Source organism: Rubrivivax benzoatilyticus JA2 = ATCC BAA-35, from assembly GCF_000190375.1.
GTDB classification, from domain to species: Bacteria; Pseudomonadota; Gammaproteobacteria; order Burkholderiales; family Burkholderiaceae_C; genus Rubrivivax; species Rubrivivax benzoatilyticus.
Genome location: NZ_AEWG01000128.1, coordinates 16,180 through 35,911 on the forward strand (window position 1 = coordinate 16,180; position 19,732 = coordinate 35,911).

The following is a 19,732-nucleotide window of genomic DNA, read 5'->3' on the forward strand; positions in this document are numbered from 1 at the left end:
CCGGCGCGGGGGACGTCTCGGGACCGCTCATTCCATGCGGTAGTTCGGCGCTTCCTTCGTGATCTGCACGTCGTGCACGTGGCTCTCACGAATGCCGGCGGCGGTGATCTCGACGAACTCGGCCCGGCTGGCCATCTCCTCGACCGTCGCGCAGCCGCAGTAGCCCATCGAGGCGCGCAGGCCGCCGGCCATCTGGTAGACGATGGACAGCATCGAGCCCTTGTACGGCACGCGGCCCTCGATGCCCTCGGGCACGAGCTTGTCGGCGTTGGGGTTCGCGGACTCGTCGTTCTCCTGGAAGTAGCGGTCGGCCGAACCGGCCTTCATCGCCCCGATCGAGCCCATGCCGCGGTAGCTCTTGTAGCTGCGGCCCTGGTAGAGGATGACCTCGCCCGGCGCTTCCTCGGTGCCGGCGAACATGCCGCCCATCATCACCGTGCTGGCGCCGGCGGCGATGGCCTTGGCGATGTCGCCCGAGTAGCGGATGCCGCCGTCGGCGATCAGCGGCACGCCGCTGCCGCGCAGCGCGGTGGCGACGTTGTCGATCGCGGTGATCTGCGGCACGCCGACGCCGGCGATGATGCGCGTCGTGCAGATCGAGCCCGGGCCGATGCCGACCTTGACGGCGTCGGCGCCGGCCTCGACCAGCGCCAGCGCGGCGGCGCCGGTGGCGATGTTGCCGCCGATGACGTCGACCTGCGGGAAGTTCTTCTTCACCCAGCGCACGCGCTCGATGACGCCGGCGCTGTGGCCGTGCGCGGTGTCGACGACGAGCGCGTCGACGCCGGCCTTGACCAGCAGTTCGACCCGCTCCTCGGTGCCCTCGCCGACGCCGACGGCAGCGCCGACGCGCAGCTTGCCGTGGCTGTCGCGCGCGGCGTTCGGGAAGTCGGTCTGCTTGGTGATGTCCTTCACCGTCATCAGGCCGCGCAGCTCGAAGGCCTCGTTGACGACGAGCACGCGCTCGAGCTTGTGGCGGTGCATCAGCGCCTTGGCCTCGTCCAGCGAGGCTTCCTCGCCGACCCAGACCAGGCGCTCGCGCGGCGTCATGACCTCGCGCACCGGGGCGTCCAGACGGGTCTCGAAACGCAGGTCGCGGTTGGTGACGATGCCGACGACCTTCGGGCCCTCGAGCACCGGGAAGCCGGAGAAGCCGTGCTGGCGCGAGAGCTCGCGCACCTCGCGCACCGTGGTCTCGGGCGTCACCGTGATCGGGTCGCGCAGCACGCCCGACTCGTAACGCTTGACGCGCGCGACCTCGGCCGCCTGCTGCCGGGGCGTGAGGTTCTTGTGGACGATGCCGATCCCGCCCTCCTGCGCGATGGCGATCGCCAGGCGCGCTTCGGTCACCGTGTCCATCGCTGCCGAGACGAGCGGCAGGTTCAGGGCGATGTTGCGGGAGAGACGGGTCTTGAGGCTGGTGTCGCGGGGCAACACCTGGGAGTACGCCGGCACCAACAACACGTCGTCGAAGGTGAGCGCTTTGCCGAGTAGGCGCATGCTGAGGGGAGCTCCAGACGCAAAAGCGGATTATAGGTAGGAGTCGACACCCTCCGCCGGAGTCGCGCTTGCGTCAAATGCACGCGCCGCCGGGCGCACTACACTGCCCCGATGCCGATCGCCCGTCCGTCCCCGCTGCTGCCGCTGGCCGTTGCCGCCTGCCTGCTCGCCCTGGCGGGCAGCGCGCAGGCGCAGTGGATCTGGCGTGACCGCAACGGCCAGATCACCGCCAGCGACCTGCCGCCGCCGCGCGAGGTGGCCGACAAGGACATCGTCCAGCGCCCGTCGAACGCCCGCCGCCCGCTGCCGCCGCCGGCGGCCGCCAGTGCCGCATCGGCACCGGCCGCGCCCCGGGTCGACCCGGTGCTCGAGCAGCGCCGCCGCGCCGCCGAGCAGGAGCAGCAGGCCAAGCTCAAGGCCGAGCAGGAGCGCGTCGCTCAGGCGCGCGCCGAGAACTGCCGCCGCGCCAAGGCCCAGCTCGCCGGGCTGCAGAGCGGCCAGCGCATCGCGCGGCTCAACGAGAAGGGCGAACGCGAGATCCTCGACGACAAGGGCCGCGCCGAGGAGTCGCGGCGCGCCGAGGGCATCATCGCCTCGGACTGCGAATGACGCGGCGTCAGCGCGTGCCGCGGTAACGCAGCCGGCGCGCTTCCTTCGGGTCCACCGTCAGCGGCCGGTACAGCTCGACACGGTCGCCGTCGCGCAGCACGGTCTGCGGCGGCTGCACGCGGCCCCAGATGCCGGCGTCCAGCGTCTCGGCCACGAGGCCGTGGCGTTCGGCCAGGCCGCTGGCGTGCAGCGCCTCGGCCAGCGTCGCGCCGTCGGCGAGTTCCAGCTCGACGCGGTCGACGGCGTGCGGCGCCGGGCAGTAGACGACTTCGACGCGCATCACGAACCGGGCGCGCTCAGCGTGCGCCGTAGACCGATTCGGCGCGTTTGACGAAGCAGTCGACCAGCGTGTTGGCGACGCGGTCGAAGACCGGGCTGACCACCGCCTCCAGCGTCTTGCCGGCGAAGGCGTAGCGCAGGTCGAGCTCGACCTTGCAGGCCTGGGTCTCGCTGCCCGGCCGGCCGAGCGGGAGGAACTGCCAGGTGCCTTCGAGCAGCGAGAACGGCCCGTCGACGAGCTTCATCAGCACGCACTCGGGCGGCGTGTTCTCGTTGCGGGTGGTGAAGGCGTGCTTCACCCCCATGTAGTGCATGCCCAGGCGCGCGGTGACGCCGTCGTCGTGCGTCTCGAGCACGTCGGCGCGGTCACACCAGGGCAGGAACTGCGGGTAATGGGCGACGTCCGTCACCAGGTCGTACATCTCCCTCGGGGAGTACCACAGCAGGACCGACTTCTTCACGTGCTTCATACAATGCTTCGATTGTAGGGGGCCACCCCTTCACGACGACTCCATGGCCAACATTGCAGAAAACCGCCGCGCCCGATTCGAGTACCACATCGAGGAGCAGTACGAAGCCGGCATCGTGCTGTCGGGCTGGGAGATCAAGGCCATCCGCGCCGGCCAGGTGCAGCTCACCGACGGCTACGTGCTGATCCGCGACGGCGAGCTGTTCCTCATCGGCTGCCGCATCAACGCGCTGCGTTCGGCGTCCACGCACGTGCTGCCCGAGCCCGACCGCACGAAGAAGCTGCTGATGAAGAAGGACGAGATCCGTCGTCTCGTCGGCAAGGTCGAGCAGAAGGGCTTCACCCTCGTGCCGCTGAACCTGCACTACAAGGGCGGGCGCGTGAAGGCCGAGATCGCGCTGGCCAAGGGCAAGGCCCAGCACGACAAGCGCGACACCGAGAAGAAGCGCGACTGGGAACGCGAGAAGGGCCGGCTGATGCGGCACAAGGTGTCGGGGCCGGCGAAGGACTGAGGCGGGACGTGGGCCGTCCGGTGGACGGTCCGCGCCAGCCGAAGGGGCGAGCCACCGCAAGACGGGGTCAGGTCTTGCGAGACCTGACCCCGGCCTTCGAGACCTGACCCCGGCCTTCGGCGGCAGCGGGCCGCTCAGCCCAGCAGAGCGATCGCCTGCTCCAGATCGGCCTTCAGGTCGGCCACCTCTTCGAGGCCGATCGAGAAGCGCACCACGGTGCCGTCGTAGGCCGGCCTGGCGCGCATCTGCTTCAGGTCGTAGGGCACGACCAGGCTCATCGGCCCGGCCCACGAGTAGCCGATGCCGAACAGCTGCAGCGCGTCGATGAAGCGGTCGACCTGGGCGCTGGTGAAACGCGGCGCGACGACGACCGAGAACAGCCCGGCCGCGGCGCGGCAGCTGGTCTTCCAGTGCTCGTGACCGGGCGCGCCGGCCAGCGCCGGGTGCAGCACACGCGTGAACTCGGGCCGCGTCGCGCACCAGGCGGCAAGCTCGCGCCCGGCGGCGTCGGCGGCGTGATAACGCAGCGACAGCGAGGGCAGCGAACGCAGCATCGCCTCGGCGTCGTTGGCGCCGACGCCGTAGCCCAGCCGGCCGTGCGTCATGTGGATGCGGTCGGCCAGCTCGGCGTCGCGCGTGACGACCGAGCCCATCAGCACGTCGCCACCGCCCGAGGGGTACTTGGTCAGCGCCTGCATGACGACGTCGATGCCGAGGTCGAAACCGCAGAACGCGAGGCCGGCGCCCCAGGTGTTGTCCAGCGCCGTCGTCACGCCACGCTCGCGGCAGACGGCGACCAGCGCCGGCAGGTCCGGGAACTCCATCGTCACCGAGCCCGGCGCCTCCAGCCAGACGAGTTTCGTCGCCGGACCGATCGCCGCGGCCAGCGAGGCCGGGTCCATCGGGTCGTAGAGCTTGTGCGTGATGCCCCAGGCGGCCATTTCCCGCCGCGCCAGTTCACGGCTCGGGCCGTAGACGTTGTCGGGCAGCAGCAGCTCGTCGCCGGTCTTCAGCAGCGCCATGTTCACCAGCGCGATCGCCGCCAGCCCGCTGGGCACCAGCACGCAGTGCGTGCCGCCTTCCAGCGTCGCGATGCGTTCTTCCAGCGTGAAGGTCGTCGGCGTGCCGTGCAGGCCGTAGGTGTAGCCGTTGCGGTGGCGCCAGTCGCGTGCACGCATCGCCGCGACGTCCGGGAACAGCACCGTCGAAGCCTTGTGCACGCCGACCTGCGGCGCGTCGAAGCCGGCCGGCGGACGGTACGGATGGTGGATCAGCTTGGTGGTCATGGAGCTTCGGGGGGTCAGAGCGCCATCGCGATCAGGTCATGGCCTTCGGCGGCGACGATGCGCGCGCGCACGAACTCGCCGACCTTCAGCGTGCGCGAGGCCTTCTGCGGCGGCAGCAGGCGCACGCTGCCGTCGATCTCGGGCGCGTCGGCATAGCTCCGGCCGACACCGCCCTTGCGGCCCAGCGCCGGCGCGTGGTCGACCAGCACCTGCATCGTCTGCCCGACACGGCGCTGCAGCTTCGCCACCGACACCGCCTCGGCGACTTCCATGAAACGCGCGCGGCGTTCCTCGCGCACCGCGTCGGGCAAGGCGCCCGGCAGCTCGTTGGCCGGGGCGCCCGCCACCGGCGAGTAGGCGAAGCAGCCGGCGCGGTCGATCTGCGCTTCGGCGACGAAGTCCAGCAGCGTCTGGAACTCGGCTTCGGTCTCGCCGGGGAAACCGGCGATGAAGGTCGACCGCACGACGAGCTCGGGGCACAGCTCGCGCCAGCGCGCCAGGCGCTCGAGGTTGCGCTCGCCGCTGGCCGGGCGCTTCATGCGCTTCAGCACATCCGGGTGCGCGTGCTGGAACGGCACGTCCAGGTACGGCAGGATGCGCCCTTCGGCCATCAGCGGCAGCACGTCGTCGACGTGCGGGTACGGATAGACGTAGTGCAACCGCACCCAGGCGCCGTGCGCCTCGGCCAGCCTGGCCAGTTGCTCGCAGAGGTCCGCGAAGCGGGTCTTCACCGGGCGGCCGTCCCAGAAGCCGGTGCGGTACTGGACGTCGACGCCGTAGGCGCCGGTGTCCTGGCTGACGACCAGCAGCTCCTTGACGCCGTTCTCGAACAGCGCCTTCGCTTCGCTCAGCACCTCGCCGACCGGGCGCGAGACGAGGTCGCCGCGCATCGTCGGGATGATGCAGAAGCTGCAGCGGTGGTTGCAGCCTTCGCTGATCTTCAGGTACGCATAGTGGCGCGGCGTCAGCTTGATGCCGGCTTCGCCGCGGAACTCGGCGCGCACTTCGGGCACCAGGTCGACGAAGGGGTCGTGCGGCTTGGGCACGTGGCGGTGCACCGCGTCCATCACCTCCTGCGTCGCGTGCGGGCCGGTGACGGCCAGCACCTTGGGATGCACCTGCTGCACCATGTTGCCGCCGTCGTCGCCGGCGCGTGCGCCCAGGCAGCCGGTGACGATGACGCGGCCGTTCTCGGCCAGCGCCTCGCCGATCGTGTCCAGGCTCTCCTTGACGGCGTCGTCGATGAAGCCGCAGGTGTTGACGATGACGAGGTCGGCGCCGGCGAAGGACTTCGAGGTGCGGTAGCCCTCGGCGGCGAGCTGGGTGAGGATCAGCTCGGAGTCGGTCAGCGCCTTGGGGCAGCCCAGCGAGGCGAAGGCGACGGTCGGAACGGTTTCTTGCATCGGCGGATTTTCCCAAATCCGCCGGCACCCCGACCGTGAAAGTTCGGCAGGCCCAGGACGCCTTCCGGCGTCACAGGCCCGGCCTCAGCGCTTTCCGGGCGGGAAGCGGCCGAACACCGCCATCTGGTCCTGCATCGCCTCGAACACGGCGCGCGACTGGTCCAGGTAGCTCGTCATCAGGTTCGGGAACACCGGCGGCTTGCCGCCGACGAACTGCTGCTGCATCTCGACGAAGGCTTTCAGGTTCTGCTCGAGCATCGCGCCCATCGGGCCCTGCATCGCGCTGCCGTAGAAGCGGATGATCTGCGCCAGCATCTCGGTGCTGAACATCGGCACGCCGCCCGACTCTTCCTCGAGGATGATCTGCAGCAGGATGCTGCGCGTCAGGTCGTCGCCGGTCTTGGCGTCGCGAACCTCGAACTGCTCGCCGCCCATCACCATGCGCTTGACGTCGGCCAGCGTGATGTAGCTGCTGCTGCGCGTGTCGTAGAGGCGCCGGTTGGGGTACTTCTTCAGCGTCCTCGGTCCGGGCTGGGCATTGGCGTCGGCGGCCGGAGCACGGCGGGACGTGGGCATGCGGCAAGGCTCCTGTCGGTGGGTCGAGCGTCGATTCTAGAAGCGCGCCGCGACCGCACCGCCACGGTTTACCCTGCGGCCGCCGGCGGCGCGAAGACCTCCGCCACGAAGGCATCGACTGCCTCGGTCAGCTCGCCGTCCTGGCCCAGGCGCTCGTTGAGTTCGGCATGCGTCAGCGCCATCGGCAGCGCCCGCGCGCGGCCGCCACGCTCGACGAGCCGGGCGGCGAACCGCTCCGACTGCCGCACCGAGTCCTCGCGCAGCGACGAGCACACCAGCAGCACCGGCGGCGGCGCCGTCAGCGTCGCCGCGCGGTGCCAGGGCGAGGCCGCTTCCCAGCCTTCGCGCGCATCGCCGAAGGCCCGGTCGTGCAGCGGCAGGTGCGCACCCTGCATCACCTCGACGACGTCGAGCGCCGCGCTGTCGACCAGCACCGCGGCGGCCGGCGGCTTGCAGCCGGCGTCGGCGGCCAGCGCCGTGTCGGCCAGCACCAGCGCCGCCAGGTGGGCGCCGGTCGAGTGGCCGAGCACGACGATGCGCGCGGCGTCGCCGCCCCAGCCGGCGCACTCGCGCTGCACGAAGGCGAGCGCACGCGCGACGTCGGCCGCCTGCTCACGCGGGTCGGCCCACGGCAGGCGGCGGTAGTTCAGCGCGACGAGGATCCAGCCCTCGGGCCCCCAGTGCGCCAGCTTGTGGCCGACGACCTGCGGCTGCTGCTTGTCGCCGGTGATCCAGGCACCGCCGTGCACGACGACGAGCACCGGCGCGCGCCGGGCCTTGGCCGGGCGGTAGACGTCCAGGCGCTGCGCCGGCCAGCGGCCGTAGGCCAGGTCGGCGTCGAGCACGGTGCCCGGCGGCAGCGGAGGCGGCGGCTCGGCGCTGTCGCGCCGCCGCAGCCAGCCGCCGGTGTCGGGGCTCACCGCTTCAGCGCCTCGTGGGCGGCGAAGTGGATCTCGCAGCCGCCACGCGGGTTGGGCACGTAGCGGTCGCCACCCAGCGGCATGATCTTCGGCCCGAAGGGGTTGGCGGTGCCGCAGAACAGCCCGTACGGCGAGGACACCAGCGTGCGCAGCCCCATGTTGTACGGGTTGTCGAAGCCGTTGTTCGTCACCGGCACCCAGTTCTCGCCGTCGAAGCTGCGATACAGGTCGAAGCCCGAGTGGTGGTCGAAGATGGCCTGCGCGCCGACGTGGTTGATGACGTTGGCGAAGGCCTCCGGCCAGCGGCTGCGGTTGGCGTAGCCGACCAGCGTGCTCCACTCGAAGGTGCTGAGGTAGAGCCAGCCGTCGTGCTCCACCATGCGCCAGAAGTAGCCGTTGAAGAAGTTGTTGAAGCCGGGCATGTAGCCCGACAGCGGGATCTTGCGGCCGTCGGGCGTGTCGCGCTCATCGCCGACCAGCAGGTCCCAGGAGCCGTCGGGCCAGACCCGCACCAGTTCCGGCGGCGCCGGGCCGACCTTGTTGGCGGTGTCGATGCCGCCGCCCTGGATGCCGCTGCCGATGTAGAGCGCGCCCTTGAACGGCAGCATCGACAGCGTGCACTGGTTGAGCTTGCCGCGGCCGGCACCGCGCTCGATGACCTTCTCCCAGACGTAGGGCTTCTCGCCTTCGCAGGGGCTGCGCCAGACCTGGTAGCCCTCGAGGTTGAAGGTGCCGACGTAGAGATGGTCGCCGAAGCCGCACATCTCGAAGATCGTCTTGTTGCCCGGGTCGCCGAAGCCGAAGTCGCTGACCGGCTCCCAGCCGCCGTGCGAGGGGTCGGCGCTCTCGTAGACGACCGAGTGCGCGGAGATGTTCGGGTTGCCGCCGCGCGAGCCGGCCGGCGTCGTGAACAGCCGCCCCTTGAACTCGGTGACGGTGCGGATCGTCGTCACCGGCAGGCCGGTGAGGCCGGGTTCGCAGGTCGGCTCGAAGCGGCGGCCGTCCTCGGAGCGCAGCAGGTGCGGCCCCGGCCCGCGCGCCGGCGACCAGGTGCTGACGAACAGCGCCGGCGGCTCGACGCCGCGGCCCGAGTAGACGAGCATGCCGCGCAGCCCCAGCTCGCGCGGGATCGGCTTGCCGTGGCTGCCGATGATCGTCGGCGACTTGAACACCCGCTCCCACTCGTCGGCGAGCGGGTCGTAGCGCCAGATCTCGGCGTGCATGTCCAGCTCGAACGGGTTCTCCGGGCACTCGACCGGCCAGACGTCCATCGCGATCGGCAGCCGCGACTTCATGAACGGGAAGTTGCCGCGTGTCGTGCCGACGTAGAGATGGCCGTTGAACCAGGCCATCGAGTGCGCGTAGGCGTTGTTGCCGTCGCCGAAACCGCCGCGGGCGACACAGCGGAAGTCACGCCGGTTGAGCCCGGGCCAGATCCCGAGCCGGTTGGCTGCAGCCATCAGAGCGTCACCGCCATCTCGGAGATGTAGCGGGCCAGCGCCTCGTGCGCCTCGTCGGGCGTCGCATACGGGCCGACATGGCCGCGCTCGCGGGTGCTGAAATGCCAGGCGCCGTCGATCTTGAAGACGCGGTCGCTGCGGAAGTGGCGGCGCTGCTCCTCGCCCGAGCGCACGACCGGGCGGCGCGCGTAGTCGCCGCGCCAGAAACGTTCGCACTCGTGCATCACGTCGGCGGCCCGCGACACCGGGAAGAAGTGGCCGGCGTCACGCACGCGGCGGAACTCGCCGTGCGGCCAGACCTCGAGCAGCTCGCCGCCGGTCAGCCGGGCCTGCGAATGGTCGCCGTAGAGCGCGAGGATCGGGAACAGCAGCCGGCGCAGCGACTCCAGCGTCAGCCCGTCGTCGCCCATCAGCTGGGTGCCGGCGGCGGTCTCGTCCATCAGCTTGACCCACTGCGCCGCCGTGCGCTGGCCCTGGCGGCCGAGCATCGGGCCGACGAGCGCGAGCAGGTCCTCGCCGACCGGCTCGTGGCGCAGCTGCAGGTGCGCGACCTCGGTCAGCAGGCGGTGGCCGAAGTACGGGTCGTGCGTGTCGAGCGCCAGGCCGTGGCGGTCGAGCACCGATTGCACGTGGGCGCGCCGGCTCCATTCACGCGGCACGGCGTGGCGGCGCACGGCAGAGATGTGGGTGTCGCACAGCACCAGGCTGGCAAAACGCGCCGGGTCGCTGCAGGCGGCGTTGAGCGCGACGACACCGCCGAAGCTGTGCGCCACGAGGTGCGCGCGGGCGATGCCCAGCGCGTCCATCAGGCCGAGCAGGTCCTGGCCCAGCGCCTGCGGCGTGTAGCCGTCGGGCGTCATCTCCGAGCGGCCGTGGCCACGCAGGTCGAACAGCGTGACGCGGTAGCGCTTGGCGAAGGCCTGCGCGTACGGCAGATACCAGAACGCCATGTTCGCGGCCAGGCCGTGCACCATCACCAGGTGCTCGCGTGCGGCGCCGTGGGTGTGCTGCGGCTCGTCGACCTGGAGAACGTTCAGGCGCGCGCCGCGGACCAGCGCGTGCGGCATGCGTCTACTCCATGTAGCCCAGCAGTTGCAGCTGGGCCATGATCTGCGCCTTCTCGTCGTCGGCCATCGCATCGCCGTCGGCGCGACGGGCGCCGGTGGTCGGCGCGCCGATGACCACCGGCTGCGCCGCCTTGTGCTCGGCGGTGAACATCGATTCGGGCACCTGACCCTCGAAGTCGCTGGGCACCGGCAGCCCCAGGCTGTAGAGCAGCGTGGCGCCGACGTCCATGATGCGGCGCCGGCCGATCTGCTTGCCCTCGGCGATGCCGGGGCCGCAGGCGATGAAGACGCCGTCCGGGTGGTGGGTGCCGGCGGGCTCGGGCCGCTTCTCGACGACCGGCAGCTTGTTCTTGATCGACACGAAGCCGAAGTCGCGCAACACGAGCTGCAGGTCGGGCGCGTCGCCCATCGCCGAGCCGGGGAAGACGTCTTCGCGCTTGTGGATCTCGGCGACGATGCGCTCGCCGGTCTCCGGGTCGCGGAAGTCCTCGAGGTCGCGGATCAGGCGCTCGCGCGTCGTTTCGTACTCGGCCAGCGGGATGCCCGGCTGGCCGGGCTCGCGGGCGACGCGGATGTTGATGCCGTTGCTCGACGGCGTGCGGCAGTAGGCCACCGTCCGGCTCCAGTCGAGGTAGGCGAACATGCTGTCCTCGCGCCGACGGCCCTCCTCGGTGTCGGGCACCGGCTTCCACGCCAGCCAGCCCTTCTCGCCGAGGTAGGTGTTGATGCGCACGACCTCGGTCGTCGCGGTGAAGCCGTGGTCCGAGGCCATGAAGACCTGCACCTCGGGGCCGGCGGCGGTGACCAGCGCCTCGATGAAGCTGTCGAGCTGGCGGAAGTAGTCCAGGCACAGCGAGCGCATGCGCAGGTGGTACTCGCCGTCCTCCGGGCTCTGCAGCGCCGGGTCGAGGTACTGCCAGGCCTGGTGCTGCAGCTTGTCGACGCCGTCGAACATCACCGCCATCAGGTCCGGCGCTTCCTCGCGCATCAGGTATTCGGCGATGCGGAACCACTGCTTCTCGCGCGGCAGGTGGTAGCGCACCCAGTTCTCGCGGTCGTGGTCCGACAGGCTTTCCATCGCCTGCTTTTCCTGCTCGAAGTCCCAGGCCAGCTCCTGCGCGCTGAACTCGGGGATCGCCTTCAGGCGGTCGTACAGGTCGGCCGGCGTCGTGTTGCGGCGCAGGTGGCGCCAGGGCACGAAACCCGGGACCATGAAACCGTTGAGGTCCTTCGGCGGCGGCGCGGTGAACGGGAAGTTCAGCGCCGCGACCTTCTTGCCCTGGCGGCTGGCGATGGCCCAGATCGTCTCGACGCGGCAGTCGCGCGAGTCGTAGAGCGTGAAGAACACGTCCTCCCCGCGCTCCTCGGCACGGATGAAGTCGAAGACGCCGTGGTGGCCGGGGCTGCGCCCGGTCATCAGCGACACCCAGGCCGGCGGTGTCAGCGGGTTCGGCGTGGAGCGCAGCTTGGCGCGTGTGCCGCGTTTGAACAGGCTGCCGAGGAAGGGCATCACCGGCGCGCCGTCGGCCGCCGAGGTGAGCGAGTCGAGGACGGTGAAGGTCGCCCCGTCCATGCCGATGAAAAGCGTCTTGACGGTCACGTCGCGGTTCCCCCGGCAGCAGCCACACGGGTTTCGATGAAAGCCGCGATCTGGCTCACCGACAAATCGCCGACATAACTGCCATCACGCATCAGGAGATTCTGGAAACCGAGTTTCCGGGAATAGGCCTCTTCGAGCGCGACGCAGAGCTGGATGATGTCGACGGAGGCGAACTCGAGATTCGCCACAAGCTGCGTCGAGGGGCCGACGCCCCCGTCGAGCTCGAGCCCCCAGTCTTGGATCAGATCCTCGATGACGGCGATCACGGTCGCCTCGGCGGTCGCCTTCAAGAGACTGCTCATGTTCTACCCGGAAACTCTTTCGTGATATTCGGCGAGTGCCACCACCGAATTCCCAACGCGCACAAGCAAAACCGGGACCATGCTATCACCGGCCTGCACCCGCGCGCGGCTCGCGCCCCCCGATTCGAATGTCACGGCAAACGCCTCGGGCGCGCCCTGCAGGCCCGTCCCGAGCAGTTTCGCCGCCGCCTCCTTGGCGCACCAGACGCGCAGCAGAGCGTCGTCGCGCGTGGCCGCCGGCTGCGCCGCCAGCCAGGCGCGTTCGGCCGGCGTGAACGCGGCTTCGAGCAGGTCCGGGCGCTGCACGCGGCCGATCTCCTCGGCATCGACGCCCACCGGCGCACCATCGTCGCGCAGCGCTGCGACATTCCAGCGCGCACCGTGCGTCAGCGACACCGCGGGCGCCGGCGCCAGGCTCTGCGTCCACCAGCCGTCGACGAAGGGCGCTCCGCGTTCGTCGTGGCCGACGACGACGTCCGACGGATAGACGAGCTGGCCGGTGCGTTCGTGCAGCCAGTGGCGCACCAGCTCCTTCAGCGCCAGCCGGCCGTGCAGCCACTGGCGCCGATGGCGCAGGTTGTCGGGCAGCGCGCGCCAGGCTTCGCGTTCCTCCCAGGCCAGCGTGGCGTGCGCCAGCATTCGGAGAAAGATCGCGTTCGACTGGGCGCAGAAGGCCTCGGGCAGGCTTTCCAGCTGCCACAGCCGCGCCCCGCCCACCGGCGCCAGCGGCTCGCCGAGCCAGCCGCCCAGCGGGTCGCGGCGCAGCTGGTAGAAACGGTGCGGCACGGGGAAGAAGACGTTGACCAGGCCGTCGACCCGCAGCAGCGGCCGGCCGTCGGCGCTGCAGGCTTCGAACTGCCAGCGCCGCGCGGCGGCGATGTCGCCGGCCTGCGCCGGGTCCAGCGCCTGCTGGCGGCCGCGCAGCACGAGGCCGGCCTCGGCCGCCGGCTGCGGCGCCAGCAGCTCGATGCGCTCGATCGTCGACGGGAAGCAGTTGAAGTCGGTGCCGACGTGCTCGGCCACCCAGCAGGCGGCGAGCTGGCCCATCGCGTCCATCAGCACCGGGCTCAGCACCATGGACGGCGTGGTCCCGCCGTCGAAGAAGCCGGCCAGACTGCAGTCGCTCAGTTCGCAGTCGATGCCGCTCTCGTCCCAGCCGCGCACGTGCGCCAGGCTCTGGAAGATCGGCCCGTGGAACATGCCGACGTCGTAGATCGCCTGGCCGTCCCAGCGTGCGGCCCGCGGCGCGGCCAGCGCCGGCAGCGGTGCCAGGCGTGCGGTGCCGGTCTCGCGGAACAGCGCCGTCACCGCCGGCGCGCCGGCCTGCGACAGCGTCGCGCGCCAGAGCCCGGTTTCGCCGGCCACCGGCTCGGCGACGACGTCCAGCGTCAGCGCCTCGTCGTCGAGCGCAATCCAGTCGAAGGCGCGCACCTGCTCGATGCTGGCGAAGTCGGCGGTGCCGGCCAGCGCCGCGGCGGCCTCGGCCAGGATCTCCAGGCTGGCCATCAGCGGCACGCAGGCCAGGCCGACGAGCTCGGGATCGGTGTCCGAACCGCGGCCGGACAGCACGTGGTCGCGCAGGAAGGCGTCGCGGTGCACCGCGAGGTGGCAGCGCGCGACCAGGCGTTCGGGCGAAGCCTCGACCAGTTCGTCGAGGAAAGGCGCCCAGGCCAGTGGATCCTCGGCTTGCGGCGCCGGCTCGCCGGCTCCGGGCTGCCAGGCTTCGAGCAGCGACTGCTGCTGCGCCAGGAAGGCGCGCATCGTCGCGAAGTAGTCGGCCATCACCGCGGCGCGCGCGGCGGCGTCGCCGTCGTCGGCCACGGCTTCGGGTTCGGGGCCGCCGCGGCCACCGGTTCGGCGGGCACCGCGACCGGCACCTCGACGACCGGCGCCCCGGCGGCACCGATGCGCTGCAGCAGCGCGCGGTCGGCGTCGCTCAGGCGCAGCACCGGCATCGTGTTGTCGAGCATCGGCCGTTCGCGCGGCACCGGCGCCGGCGCGGTCAGGTCGACGACGGCGACGCGGCGGCGCGCATACAGCGCCTGCAGCGACATCGGCCGTCCGTGCACCCAGAGCTGGGCCAGCGTCGCCAGCAACTGCTCCAGGCCGTGCTTGCGGCGCTGGTTGGAGGCCAGCGCCAGGTGCGGCTGGTCGGCCAGGATGTCGTCGACGAAAGCCGTCAGGTTGCCCGAGGGGCCGACCTCGACGAAGGCGCGCACGCCGTCGGCGACCATGGCCTGCACCGTCTCGCGGAAGCGCACGGTCTGCGACCACTGCGCCCCGGCCAGCTTGCGCACCGCGGCCGGCGACGCCGGGAACAGCCCGGCCGACGCGCAGGAGTACAGCGGCACCTGCGGCGCGCCCAGCTTGATCGCCTTGTAGTGCTCGGCGAAGGCCGCGCTCATCGCGCCGAAGGACGGCGTGTGATAACCGCGGTCGAACGGCAGCGGCATGCAGATCGCGCCGATCGCGGTGAGCCGCGCCTGCACGGTGTCGATCGCCTCGCGCGTGCCGTAGAGCACGAGCTGGTTGGCGCAGTTGTCCATCGCGACGTCGATCGCCAGCCCGGTGGCGGCGACCGTCTCGTGCACCATCGCCGAGGGCAGCGCGCCGACGGCCAGCAGCGCGCCGGTCGGGATCCTGCCTTCGGCCAGCACCTGGGCGTAGACGGCGTTCAGGTCGCGGATGAAGTCGGCCAGGCGGGCGCGGTCCTCGGTGGGCAGCGCGCCGCTGGCGGCCAGCGCCGACGACTCGCCCGAGCTGTGGCCCAGCATCACGTCGGGCTCGACGCCCAGCGCACGCAGCAGCGAGTACATCGCCTGGCCGCCGATCATCACCGCCTCGCTGCCGACGTCCATGTCGTGCAGCCGCGCCTCGAGCTGCTTGCGGCGCTCGGGCGTCAGCTCGGTGGCCGGCGGGTAGACGATGTCGGTGCGGGTGTCGCCCGGCGCGTCGTCGTACAGGCCGCGCCAGAAGTCCAGCCAGTCGCGCACCTCGTCGAAGCACTGCGCCAGGTCGGCGAACATGCCCAGGTACTGCGAGCCTTCACCGGGGAACAGGAAGGCCAGCTTGCCGTCGAGCGGGCGCGGCGAATAGAAGACGCCGGCGCGTGTCGCGAAAGCCTTGTCGCCGGCGCTGCGCAGCTTGGGCAGCGCCTGCGCCAGGCCTTTGGCCAGCGCCTCGCGGCTCTTGGCGACGATCGCCAGGCGGGCCTCGCCGCCGCGGTCGGCGGCGGCCAGCGCGGCGGCGATCTCGGCCAGCGTCCAGCGCGGTTCACGCTCCAGCGCGGCGGCCAGCGTCTCGACGGCCGTGGCCAGCGCCGCGGCGTCGGGCGCCGACAGCACGCAGAGCTCGAACGGCCAGCGCGCCAGCAGCGGCGGGCGCGCGGCGGACGCCGGCGCCTGCTCGACGATGGCGTGGGTGTTGATGCCGCCGAAGCCGAAGCTGTCGACGCCGGCGCGGCGCGGCTGGCCCAGCGGCGCGATCCAGGGCATGGGCTCGGTGTTGACGAACAGCGGCGTGCGTTCGAGGCCGAGCTCGGGGTTGACCTGCTCGCACAGCGTCGGCGGCAGCACGCGGTGGTGCAGCGCCAGCGCGGTCTTGATCAGCCCGGCGACGCCGGCGGCCGGGATGCAGTGGCTGATCATCGACTTGACCGAACCGATCGCGATGCTGCCGCCGGCGCCGCGGCGCGGGCCGAAGACGTTGGCGAGCGCGTTGATCTCGGTCTTGTCGCCCAGCGGGATGCCGGTGCCGTGGGCCTCGATCAGGCCGACGGTCGCCGGGTCGACGCCGCTGTGTTCGTAGGCCCGGCGGATCGACAGCGTCTCGCCGTCGACGCTGGGCGCCAGGAGCCCGGTGCCGCGGCCGTCGCTGGCCTGGCCGATGCCGCGCAGCACGGCGTAGATGCGGTCGCCGTCGGCCAGCGCGTCGGACAGGCGCTTGAGCACCACCATGCCCAGGCCTTCGCCGAGCAGCGTGCCGTCGCTGCCGGCCTCGAAGGGGCGCACGCGGCCGCGCGCGCTCAAGGCGCCGAGCTGGGTGAAGATCGTCGAGACGTCGGCGGGCAGCGAGGCGTTGACGCCGCCGGCGATCATCATGCGGCTGCGGCCGGCGCGCAGTTCGTCGACCGCGGCGCTCACCGCCAGCAGCGACGACGAGCAGGCCGCGTCGACGAGGTAGTTCGGGCCCTTCAGGTTGAGCCGGTTGGCGATGCGCCCGGTCATCACGTTGGGCACCAGGCCCGGCGCGGTGTCGGCGCAGTGCGGCGGCAGCTTGGCCAGCAGCGCGCGGCGCAGTTCGGCCTCGGCTGCGGCGTCCAGCCCGGGCAGCGCGGCCTTCAGCAGTTCCATCGTCTGGTCGAGCACGATGTTGTGCTGGATGACGGTGACCTGGCCGCGGTGCAGATAGGTGCTGTGGCCGAGGATGATGCCGGTGTCGCGGTGCTCGGCGTCCTGGCCGAGGTAGCCGGCGTCGGCCAGCGCGTCGCGCGCCACGCGCAGCGCGAGGTACTGGTCGGGTTCGCCGCCGTCCATCGAGTTCGGCATGATCCCGAACTCGCGCGGGTCGAAGCGGTACAGGTCCTTCAGCCAGCCGCCGCGCGGCGTCTTGATGCGGCCGTCGGCCAGGTAGCGCTCGGCGTCCCAGTTCTCGACCGGGTCGCCGACCGCGTCGACGCCGTCGAGGATGTTGTTCCAGAAGGCCTGCAGGTCCGGCGCGTCCGGGAAGATGCAGGCCATGCCGATCAGCGCGATCGGCTCGGGCGCGGTGTTGGGCGGGTTTCGGCTCATTTGACACCCTTCGGCCTGTCGGCCGTTCCCGCCAAGCGGGAATGAGCCCCGGACAAGTCCTGCGGGCTCATGCGTCGATCGCCGTGCGCGCGCTGCCGCCCAGGCGGTTCAGCGCGGCGCTGGCGATGCTCTCCAGTTCCTCGATCAGCATCACCGGCTCGCCCCGTTCGTCGCTGAACACCACGTTGGCGCGGATCAGCGTCGGGTCGTCGGTCGGGATGCGTTCGTACTCCATGTGCAGCCGCGCCGGGAAACGTTCGGCGTAGCGCACGACGCGGCCGAACTTCGCCGGCAGCGCCGATTCGTCACGGAAGGCGCGAGCCCACAGCCAGGCCATCTGCGCCGCGGCGTCCAGCAGCGCCGGGTCGAAGACCCAGCCCGGCGCGTAGGCCGGCATGCCGCGCAGCCAGCTCGACGGGTGCGTGGAACGCACCGCCGTGCCGGCGCCCTGCTGCGACAGGCCGTCGAAACGTTCGATGACCTGGAAGCGCGGGCCGTGGAACAGCCACTCGCCGTAAGCGCGTTCGACCGTCAGGCTCTTCTCACGGTGCGGGCGCGGCACGACACGTTCACCGGCCGGCAGCTGCTGCTCCAGCCGCACCACGCCCTTGTAGTGGGTGATGAAGCGGCCGGGGGCCAGCTCGCTCTGCAGCGCCGCGACGACCTCGAAGCCTTCGCTGCTGCCGTAGGGCGGCGGGCTGACCAGCACACGCAGCGCACGCGCCGGCTCCTTCAGCTCCACGCCCTTCATCAGCCGGAACTCGCGCACCTCGACGACCTTCCAGCCCGGCCACAGCGTGGCCGCGGCCTCGGCGGTGATCTCCAGCGCGGCGGCCGCCGGCAGCACCGGCGTCGCGTCGATGACGTGTTCCTGCAGGTAGAGGTGGCGCGCCACGTCCAGGCGCAGCGCGACGACCTGCTCGCCGCGGCCGGCGTCGAGCACACGCGCAGCGCCCAGCAGCGCGCCGAGCTCGGGGCCTTCGGGCTCGGGCGCCCGTTCGCGCCAGGCGCCGATCTCGGCTTCGTGGCGCTCCCAGGGGCCGGCGCCGCAGACCACCTCGACCGGGCCGCCGGCCGGGCGCGAGATCTCGTCGGCGAAGAGCTTGCGCCCCACCGCCGCGCTGACCAGCGTCACGCCCTTGGCGGCGAACTTGGCTTCGGTCTCGGCGGTCACCATGCCGGCGCCGAACTTGGTCGGCCCCCACGGGCCCCAGCACAGCGCGCTGACGGCGACACGGCCGTCCCAGCGCCCGCGCAGGTGCTCGCCGATGCGGTTCATCAGCTCGTTGGCGGTGGCGTAGTCACCCTGCCCGCTGTTGCCGTAACGCCCGGCGACCGAGCTGAAGACGGTGAGGAACTTCAGGCTCTCCGGGCGCAGCCACTTCTGCAGCAGCAGCAGGCCGATGACCTTGGTGTCGACGACGCGGCGCCAGCTCGCCGTGCTCTTGTCGGCGATCAGCTTGTCCTCGATGACGCCGGCGCCGTGCACGACGCCGTCCAGGCGGCCGTGGCGGGCGTAGACGCCGTCGAGCAGCGCCCGCATCGAGCCCTCGTCGGTGACGTCGACCGCGTGGTATTCGACGGCCGCGCCGCTAGCGCGGAAGTCGGCGATGTTGGCGCGCATCTCGCGCAGGCCCAGCAAGGCCTGCACATGGCGGTTGATCTCGCCCGGCTTCATCGCCAGCGCGCCGCGGCGCACCTCGGCGATGAAGTGGGTGCGCAGCGCCGCGGCGTCGGCCAGCGCCGCCAGTTCGGCGGGTTCGGCCTCGGGCAGCGTGCTGCGGCCGGTCAGCAGCAGCGTGTTGCCGGGCCGCGCCAGCTCGCGCAGCACCTCGGCGGTGATGCCGCGTGCACCGCCGGTGGCGAGCACGACGACGCCAGCCAGCGCGACACGCGGTGCGTCGGGCGCCAGCTCGGCGACGACGCTGCGGAACACGGTGCGCTGGCCGCCGGGGTAACCGACTTCCTGGCGGCCGCCGTCGAGCGCCAGCTCGTCGAACAGCGCCTGGGCATGGGCCAGCGCGGTCTGCGTCGGGTCGAGGTCGACGGCCTTGACGCGCAAGCCGGGCCGCTCCTCGCGCAGCGACTTCAAGAGGCCAGTCGCACCTCCGGACAGCGGCAGCGCCTCGGGTGCCCGGCCGCGGCCGAACAGGCCGCCCAGCGCGCTGGCGGCCAGCACGTGGGCCTCGGGAATGAAGGCCGCGCCCAGTTCGCGCAGCAGCACGAACAGCGCCTGGTCGCCGGCGGCCAGCGCCGCGCGCCAGTCGTCGGGGCCGGCGTCGGCGCCGGGCAACGGCGCGTCGACCGGGCTCAGGAACACCAGGCCGGCGATCGGCGCGACGCGGTGCGTGCTGCACCAGGCGACCAGCGCCGCCTCGTCGCCCAGCAGCGCCGGATCCAGGCGCTCGACCGTGGCACCACGTTCGACCAGCCGCGTGGCCAGGCCGTCGGCGAGCGTGCCGCGGTCGGGCACGATCAGGTAGCGCCCGGCGGCGAGACGGCGCGCGGCCGTCTCGGGCAGGGCTTCGGGTGTCGGTTCGATCAGATGCCGAGACGGGGCATGGTCGGCGACGACGGCGCCGGCCACCGGGGTGCCCGCCTCGGCACGCTCAAAAGGGACGGCCGCCCCTTCCTTGGCCGAGCCGATCAGGTCGAGCATGCCGTTGAGGGTCGGCTGCGTGTTCAGCTTGCTGCGGCTGTCGACCAGCGCAGCGCGCCAGCCTTCGGGCAGCGCCTGCAGCATCGCGCCGACGACCTCGATGCGCTTGATGCTGTCGATGCCGAGATCGGACTCGAGGTTCTGGTCCAGGCCGACCATGTCCTTCGGGTAGCCGGTCTTCTCCTCGACGATCGTGAGCAGCATCTCGGCGAGCTTGTCGCGCGACAGCGCGGCGGCCGGGGACGCCGCAGCCACCGGCGCGGCCGCGACCGGCGCCGGCTGCACCGGCGCCGGGCGGCG

Annotated in this window: 16 protein-coding genes; 2 read left to right on the plus strand and 14 right to left on the minus strand. The window is 71.7% G+C overall.

Translation table 11 applies throughout. The annotated features are described in order from the left end of the window. Window positions 1-27: 27 nt before the first annotated feature. Complete coding sequence (gene guaB, locus RBXJA2T_RS14470; RefSeq protein WP_009858149.1) at window positions 28-1,500, minus strand: IMP dehydrogenase; 1,473 nt, start codon at window positions 1,498-1,500, stop codon at window positions 28-30. A 111-nt stretch (window positions 1,501-1,611) separates the two neighbouring features. On the opposite strand from guaB, the gene RBXJA2T_RS14475 reads away from it, so the two are divergent. After that, complete coding sequence (locus RBXJA2T_RS14475; RefSeq protein WP_009858150.1) at window positions 1,612-2,109, plus strand: DUF4124 domain-containing protein; 498 nt, start codon at window positions 1,612-1,614, stop codon at window positions 2,107-2,109. A gap of 7 nt (window positions 2,110-2,116) precedes the next feature. Here the strand turns inward: RBXJA2T_RS14475 and RBXJA2T_RS14480 are convergent, their stop codons facing one another. Next, entirely contained in the window at window positions 2,117-2,389 is a 273-nt protein-coding gene (locus tag RBXJA2T_RS14480; protein ID WP_009858151.1) for an RnfH family protein, read from the minus strand. A 16-nt stretch (window positions 2,390-2,405) separates the two neighbouring features. Beyond that, window positions 2,406-2,858, minus strand: a complete 453-nt coding sequence (locus RBXJA2T_RS14485; protein WP_009858152.1) for a type II toxin-antitoxin system RatA family toxin — start codon at window positions 2,856-2,858, stop codon at window positions 2,406-2,408. A 43-nt stretch (window positions 2,859-2,901) separates the two neighbouring features. On the opposite strand from RBXJA2T_RS14485, the gene smpB reads away from it, so the two are divergent. Further along, on the plus strand, window positions 2,902-3,369 hold the full coding sequence (gene smpB / locus RBXJA2T_RS14490) for an SsrA-binding protein SmpB (protein ID WP_009858153.1): 468 nt from the start codon (window positions 2,902-2,904) through the stop codon (window positions 3,367-3,369). Window positions 3,370-3,503: 134 nt separating this feature from the next. Here the strand turns inward: smpB and RBXJA2T_RS14495 are convergent, their stop codons facing one another. The 11 genes from RBXJA2T_RS14495 to RBXJA2T_RS14540 all read right to left on the minus strand — a co-directional run. Next, the gene (locus tag RBXJA2T_RS14495) at window positions 3,504-4,655 is read right to left on the minus strand and encodes a PLP-dependent transferase (protein ID WP_009858154.1); all 1,152 of its coding nucleotides are present in this window, start codon (window positions 4,653-4,655) and stop codon (window positions 3,504-3,506) included. Window positions 4,656-4,669: 14 nt separating this feature from the next. Further along, window positions 4,670-6,058, minus strand: coding sequence for a 30S ribosomal protein S12 methylthiotransferase RimO (rimO, locus tag RBXJA2T_RS14500; protein ID WP_009858155.1), 1,389 nt, complete (start codon window positions 6,056-6,058; stop codon window positions 4,670-4,672). Between the two features lie 84 nt (window positions 6,059-6,142). Continuing rightward, complete coding sequence (phaR, locus tag RBXJA2T_RS14505; RefSeq protein ID WP_009858156.1) at window positions 6,143-6,634, minus strand: polyhydroxyalkanoate synthesis repressor PhaR; 492 nt, start codon at window positions 6,632-6,634, stop codon at window positions 6,143-6,145. Window positions 6,635-6,702: 68 nt separating this feature from the next. Next, window positions 6,703-7,554, minus strand: coding sequence for an alpha/beta hydrolase (locus RBXJA2T_RS14510; protein ID WP_009858157.1), 852 nt, complete (start codon window positions 7,552-7,554; stop codon window positions 6,703-6,705). Beyond that, window positions 7,551-9,014 (minus strand): hypothetical protein, encoded by a 1,464-nt coding sequence (locus tag RBXJA2T_RS14515; RefSeq protein WP_009858158.1) that lies wholly within the window; start codon window positions 9,012-9,014, stop codon window positions 7,551-7,553. The genes RBXJA2T_RS14510 and RBXJA2T_RS14515 overlap by 4 nt, the downstream gene beginning before the upstream one ends. After that, window positions 9,014-10,081: an alpha/beta fold hydrolase gene (locus RBXJA2T_RS14520; protein WP_009858159.1), complete on the minus strand. Its 1,068-nt coding sequence runs from the start codon at window positions 10,079-10,081 to the stop codon at window positions 9,014-9,016. The genes RBXJA2T_RS14515 and RBXJA2T_RS14520 overlap by 1 nt, the downstream gene beginning before the upstream one ends. 4 nt (window positions 10,082-10,085) lie before the next feature. Beyond that, window positions 10,086-11,681: an alkaline phosphatase family protein gene (locus tag RBXJA2T_RS14525; RefSeq protein WP_009858160.1), complete on the minus strand. Its 1,596-nt coding sequence runs from the start codon at window positions 11,679-11,681 to the stop codon at window positions 10,086-10,088. Continuing rightward, the gene (locus RBXJA2T_RS14530) at window positions 11,678-11,971 is read right to left on the minus strand and encodes an acyl carrier protein (protein ID WP_230247893.1); all 294 of its coding nucleotides are present in this window, start codon (window positions 11,969-11,971) and stop codon (window positions 11,678-11,680) included. The genes RBXJA2T_RS14525 and RBXJA2T_RS14530 overlap by 4 nt, the downstream gene beginning before the upstream one ends. A gap of 15 nt (window positions 11,972-11,986) precedes the next feature. Then, window positions 11,987-13,804: a 4'-phosphopantetheinyl transferase superfamily protein gene (locus RBXJA2T_RS20780; protein ID WP_050801777.1), complete on the minus strand. Its 1,818-nt coding sequence runs from the start codon at window positions 13,802-13,804 to the stop codon at window positions 11,987-11,989. Then, the gene (locus RBXJA2T_RS19560) at window positions 13,765-16,773 is read right to left on the minus strand and encodes a type I polyketide synthase (protein WP_050801778.1); all 3,009 of its coding nucleotides are present in this window, start codon (window positions 16,771-16,773) and stop codon (window positions 13,765-13,767) included. Before RBXJA2T_RS19560 ends, RBXJA2T_RS20780 begins: the two co-directional genes overlap by 40 nt. 67 nt (window positions 16,774-16,840) lie before the next feature. Next, on the minus strand, window positions 16,841-19,732 hold a 2,892-nt coding region (locus RBXJA2T_RS14540), incomplete at its 5' end, for an SDR family NAD(P)-dependent oxidoreductase (protein ID WP_009858162.1).

Coding starts and splice junctions, on each gene's coding strand:
- guaB (WP_009858149.1), bottom strand. CDS start 1,500: ATGCGCCTACTCGGCAAAGCGCTCACCTTCGACGACGTGTTGTTGGTG.
- RBXJA2T_RS14475 (WP_009858150.1), top strand. CDS start 1,612: ATGCCGATCGCCCGTCCGTCCCCGCTGCTGCCGCTGGCCGTTGCCGCC.
- RBXJA2T_RS14480 (WP_009858151.1), bottom strand. CDS start 2,389: ATGCGCGTCGAAGTCGTCTACTGCCCGGCGCCGCACGCCGTCGACCGC.
- RBXJA2T_RS14485 (WP_009858152.1), bottom strand. CDS start 2,858: ATGAAGCACGTGAAGAAGTCGGTCCTGCTGTGGTACTCCCCGAGGGAG.
- smpB (WP_009858153.1), top strand. CDS start 2,902: ATGGCCAACATTGCAGAAAACCGCCGCGCCCGATTCGAGTACCACATC.
- RBXJA2T_RS14495 (WP_009858154.1), bottom strand. CDS start 4,655: ATGACCACCAAGCTGATCCACCATCCGTACCGTCCGCCGGCCGGCTTC.
- rimO (WP_009858155.1), bottom strand. CDS start 6,058: ATGCAAGAAACCGTTCCGACCGTCGCCTTCGCCTCGCTGGGCTGCCCC.
- phaR (WP_009858156.1), bottom strand. CDS start 6,634: ATGCCCACGTCCCGCCGTGCTCCGGCCGCCGACGCCAATGCCCAGCCC.
- RBXJA2T_RS14515 (WP_009858158.1), bottom strand. CDS start 9,014: ATGGCTGCAGCCAACCGGCTCGGGATCTGGCCCGGGCTCAACCGGCGT.
- RBXJA2T_RS14520 (WP_009858159.1), bottom strand. CDS start 10,081: ATGCCGCACGCGCTGGTCCGCGGCGCGCGCCTGAACGTTCTCCAGGTC.
- RBXJA2T_RS19560 (WP_050801778.1), bottom strand. CDS start 16,773: ATGAGCCGAAACCCGCCCAACACCGCGCCCGAGCCGATCGCGCTGATC.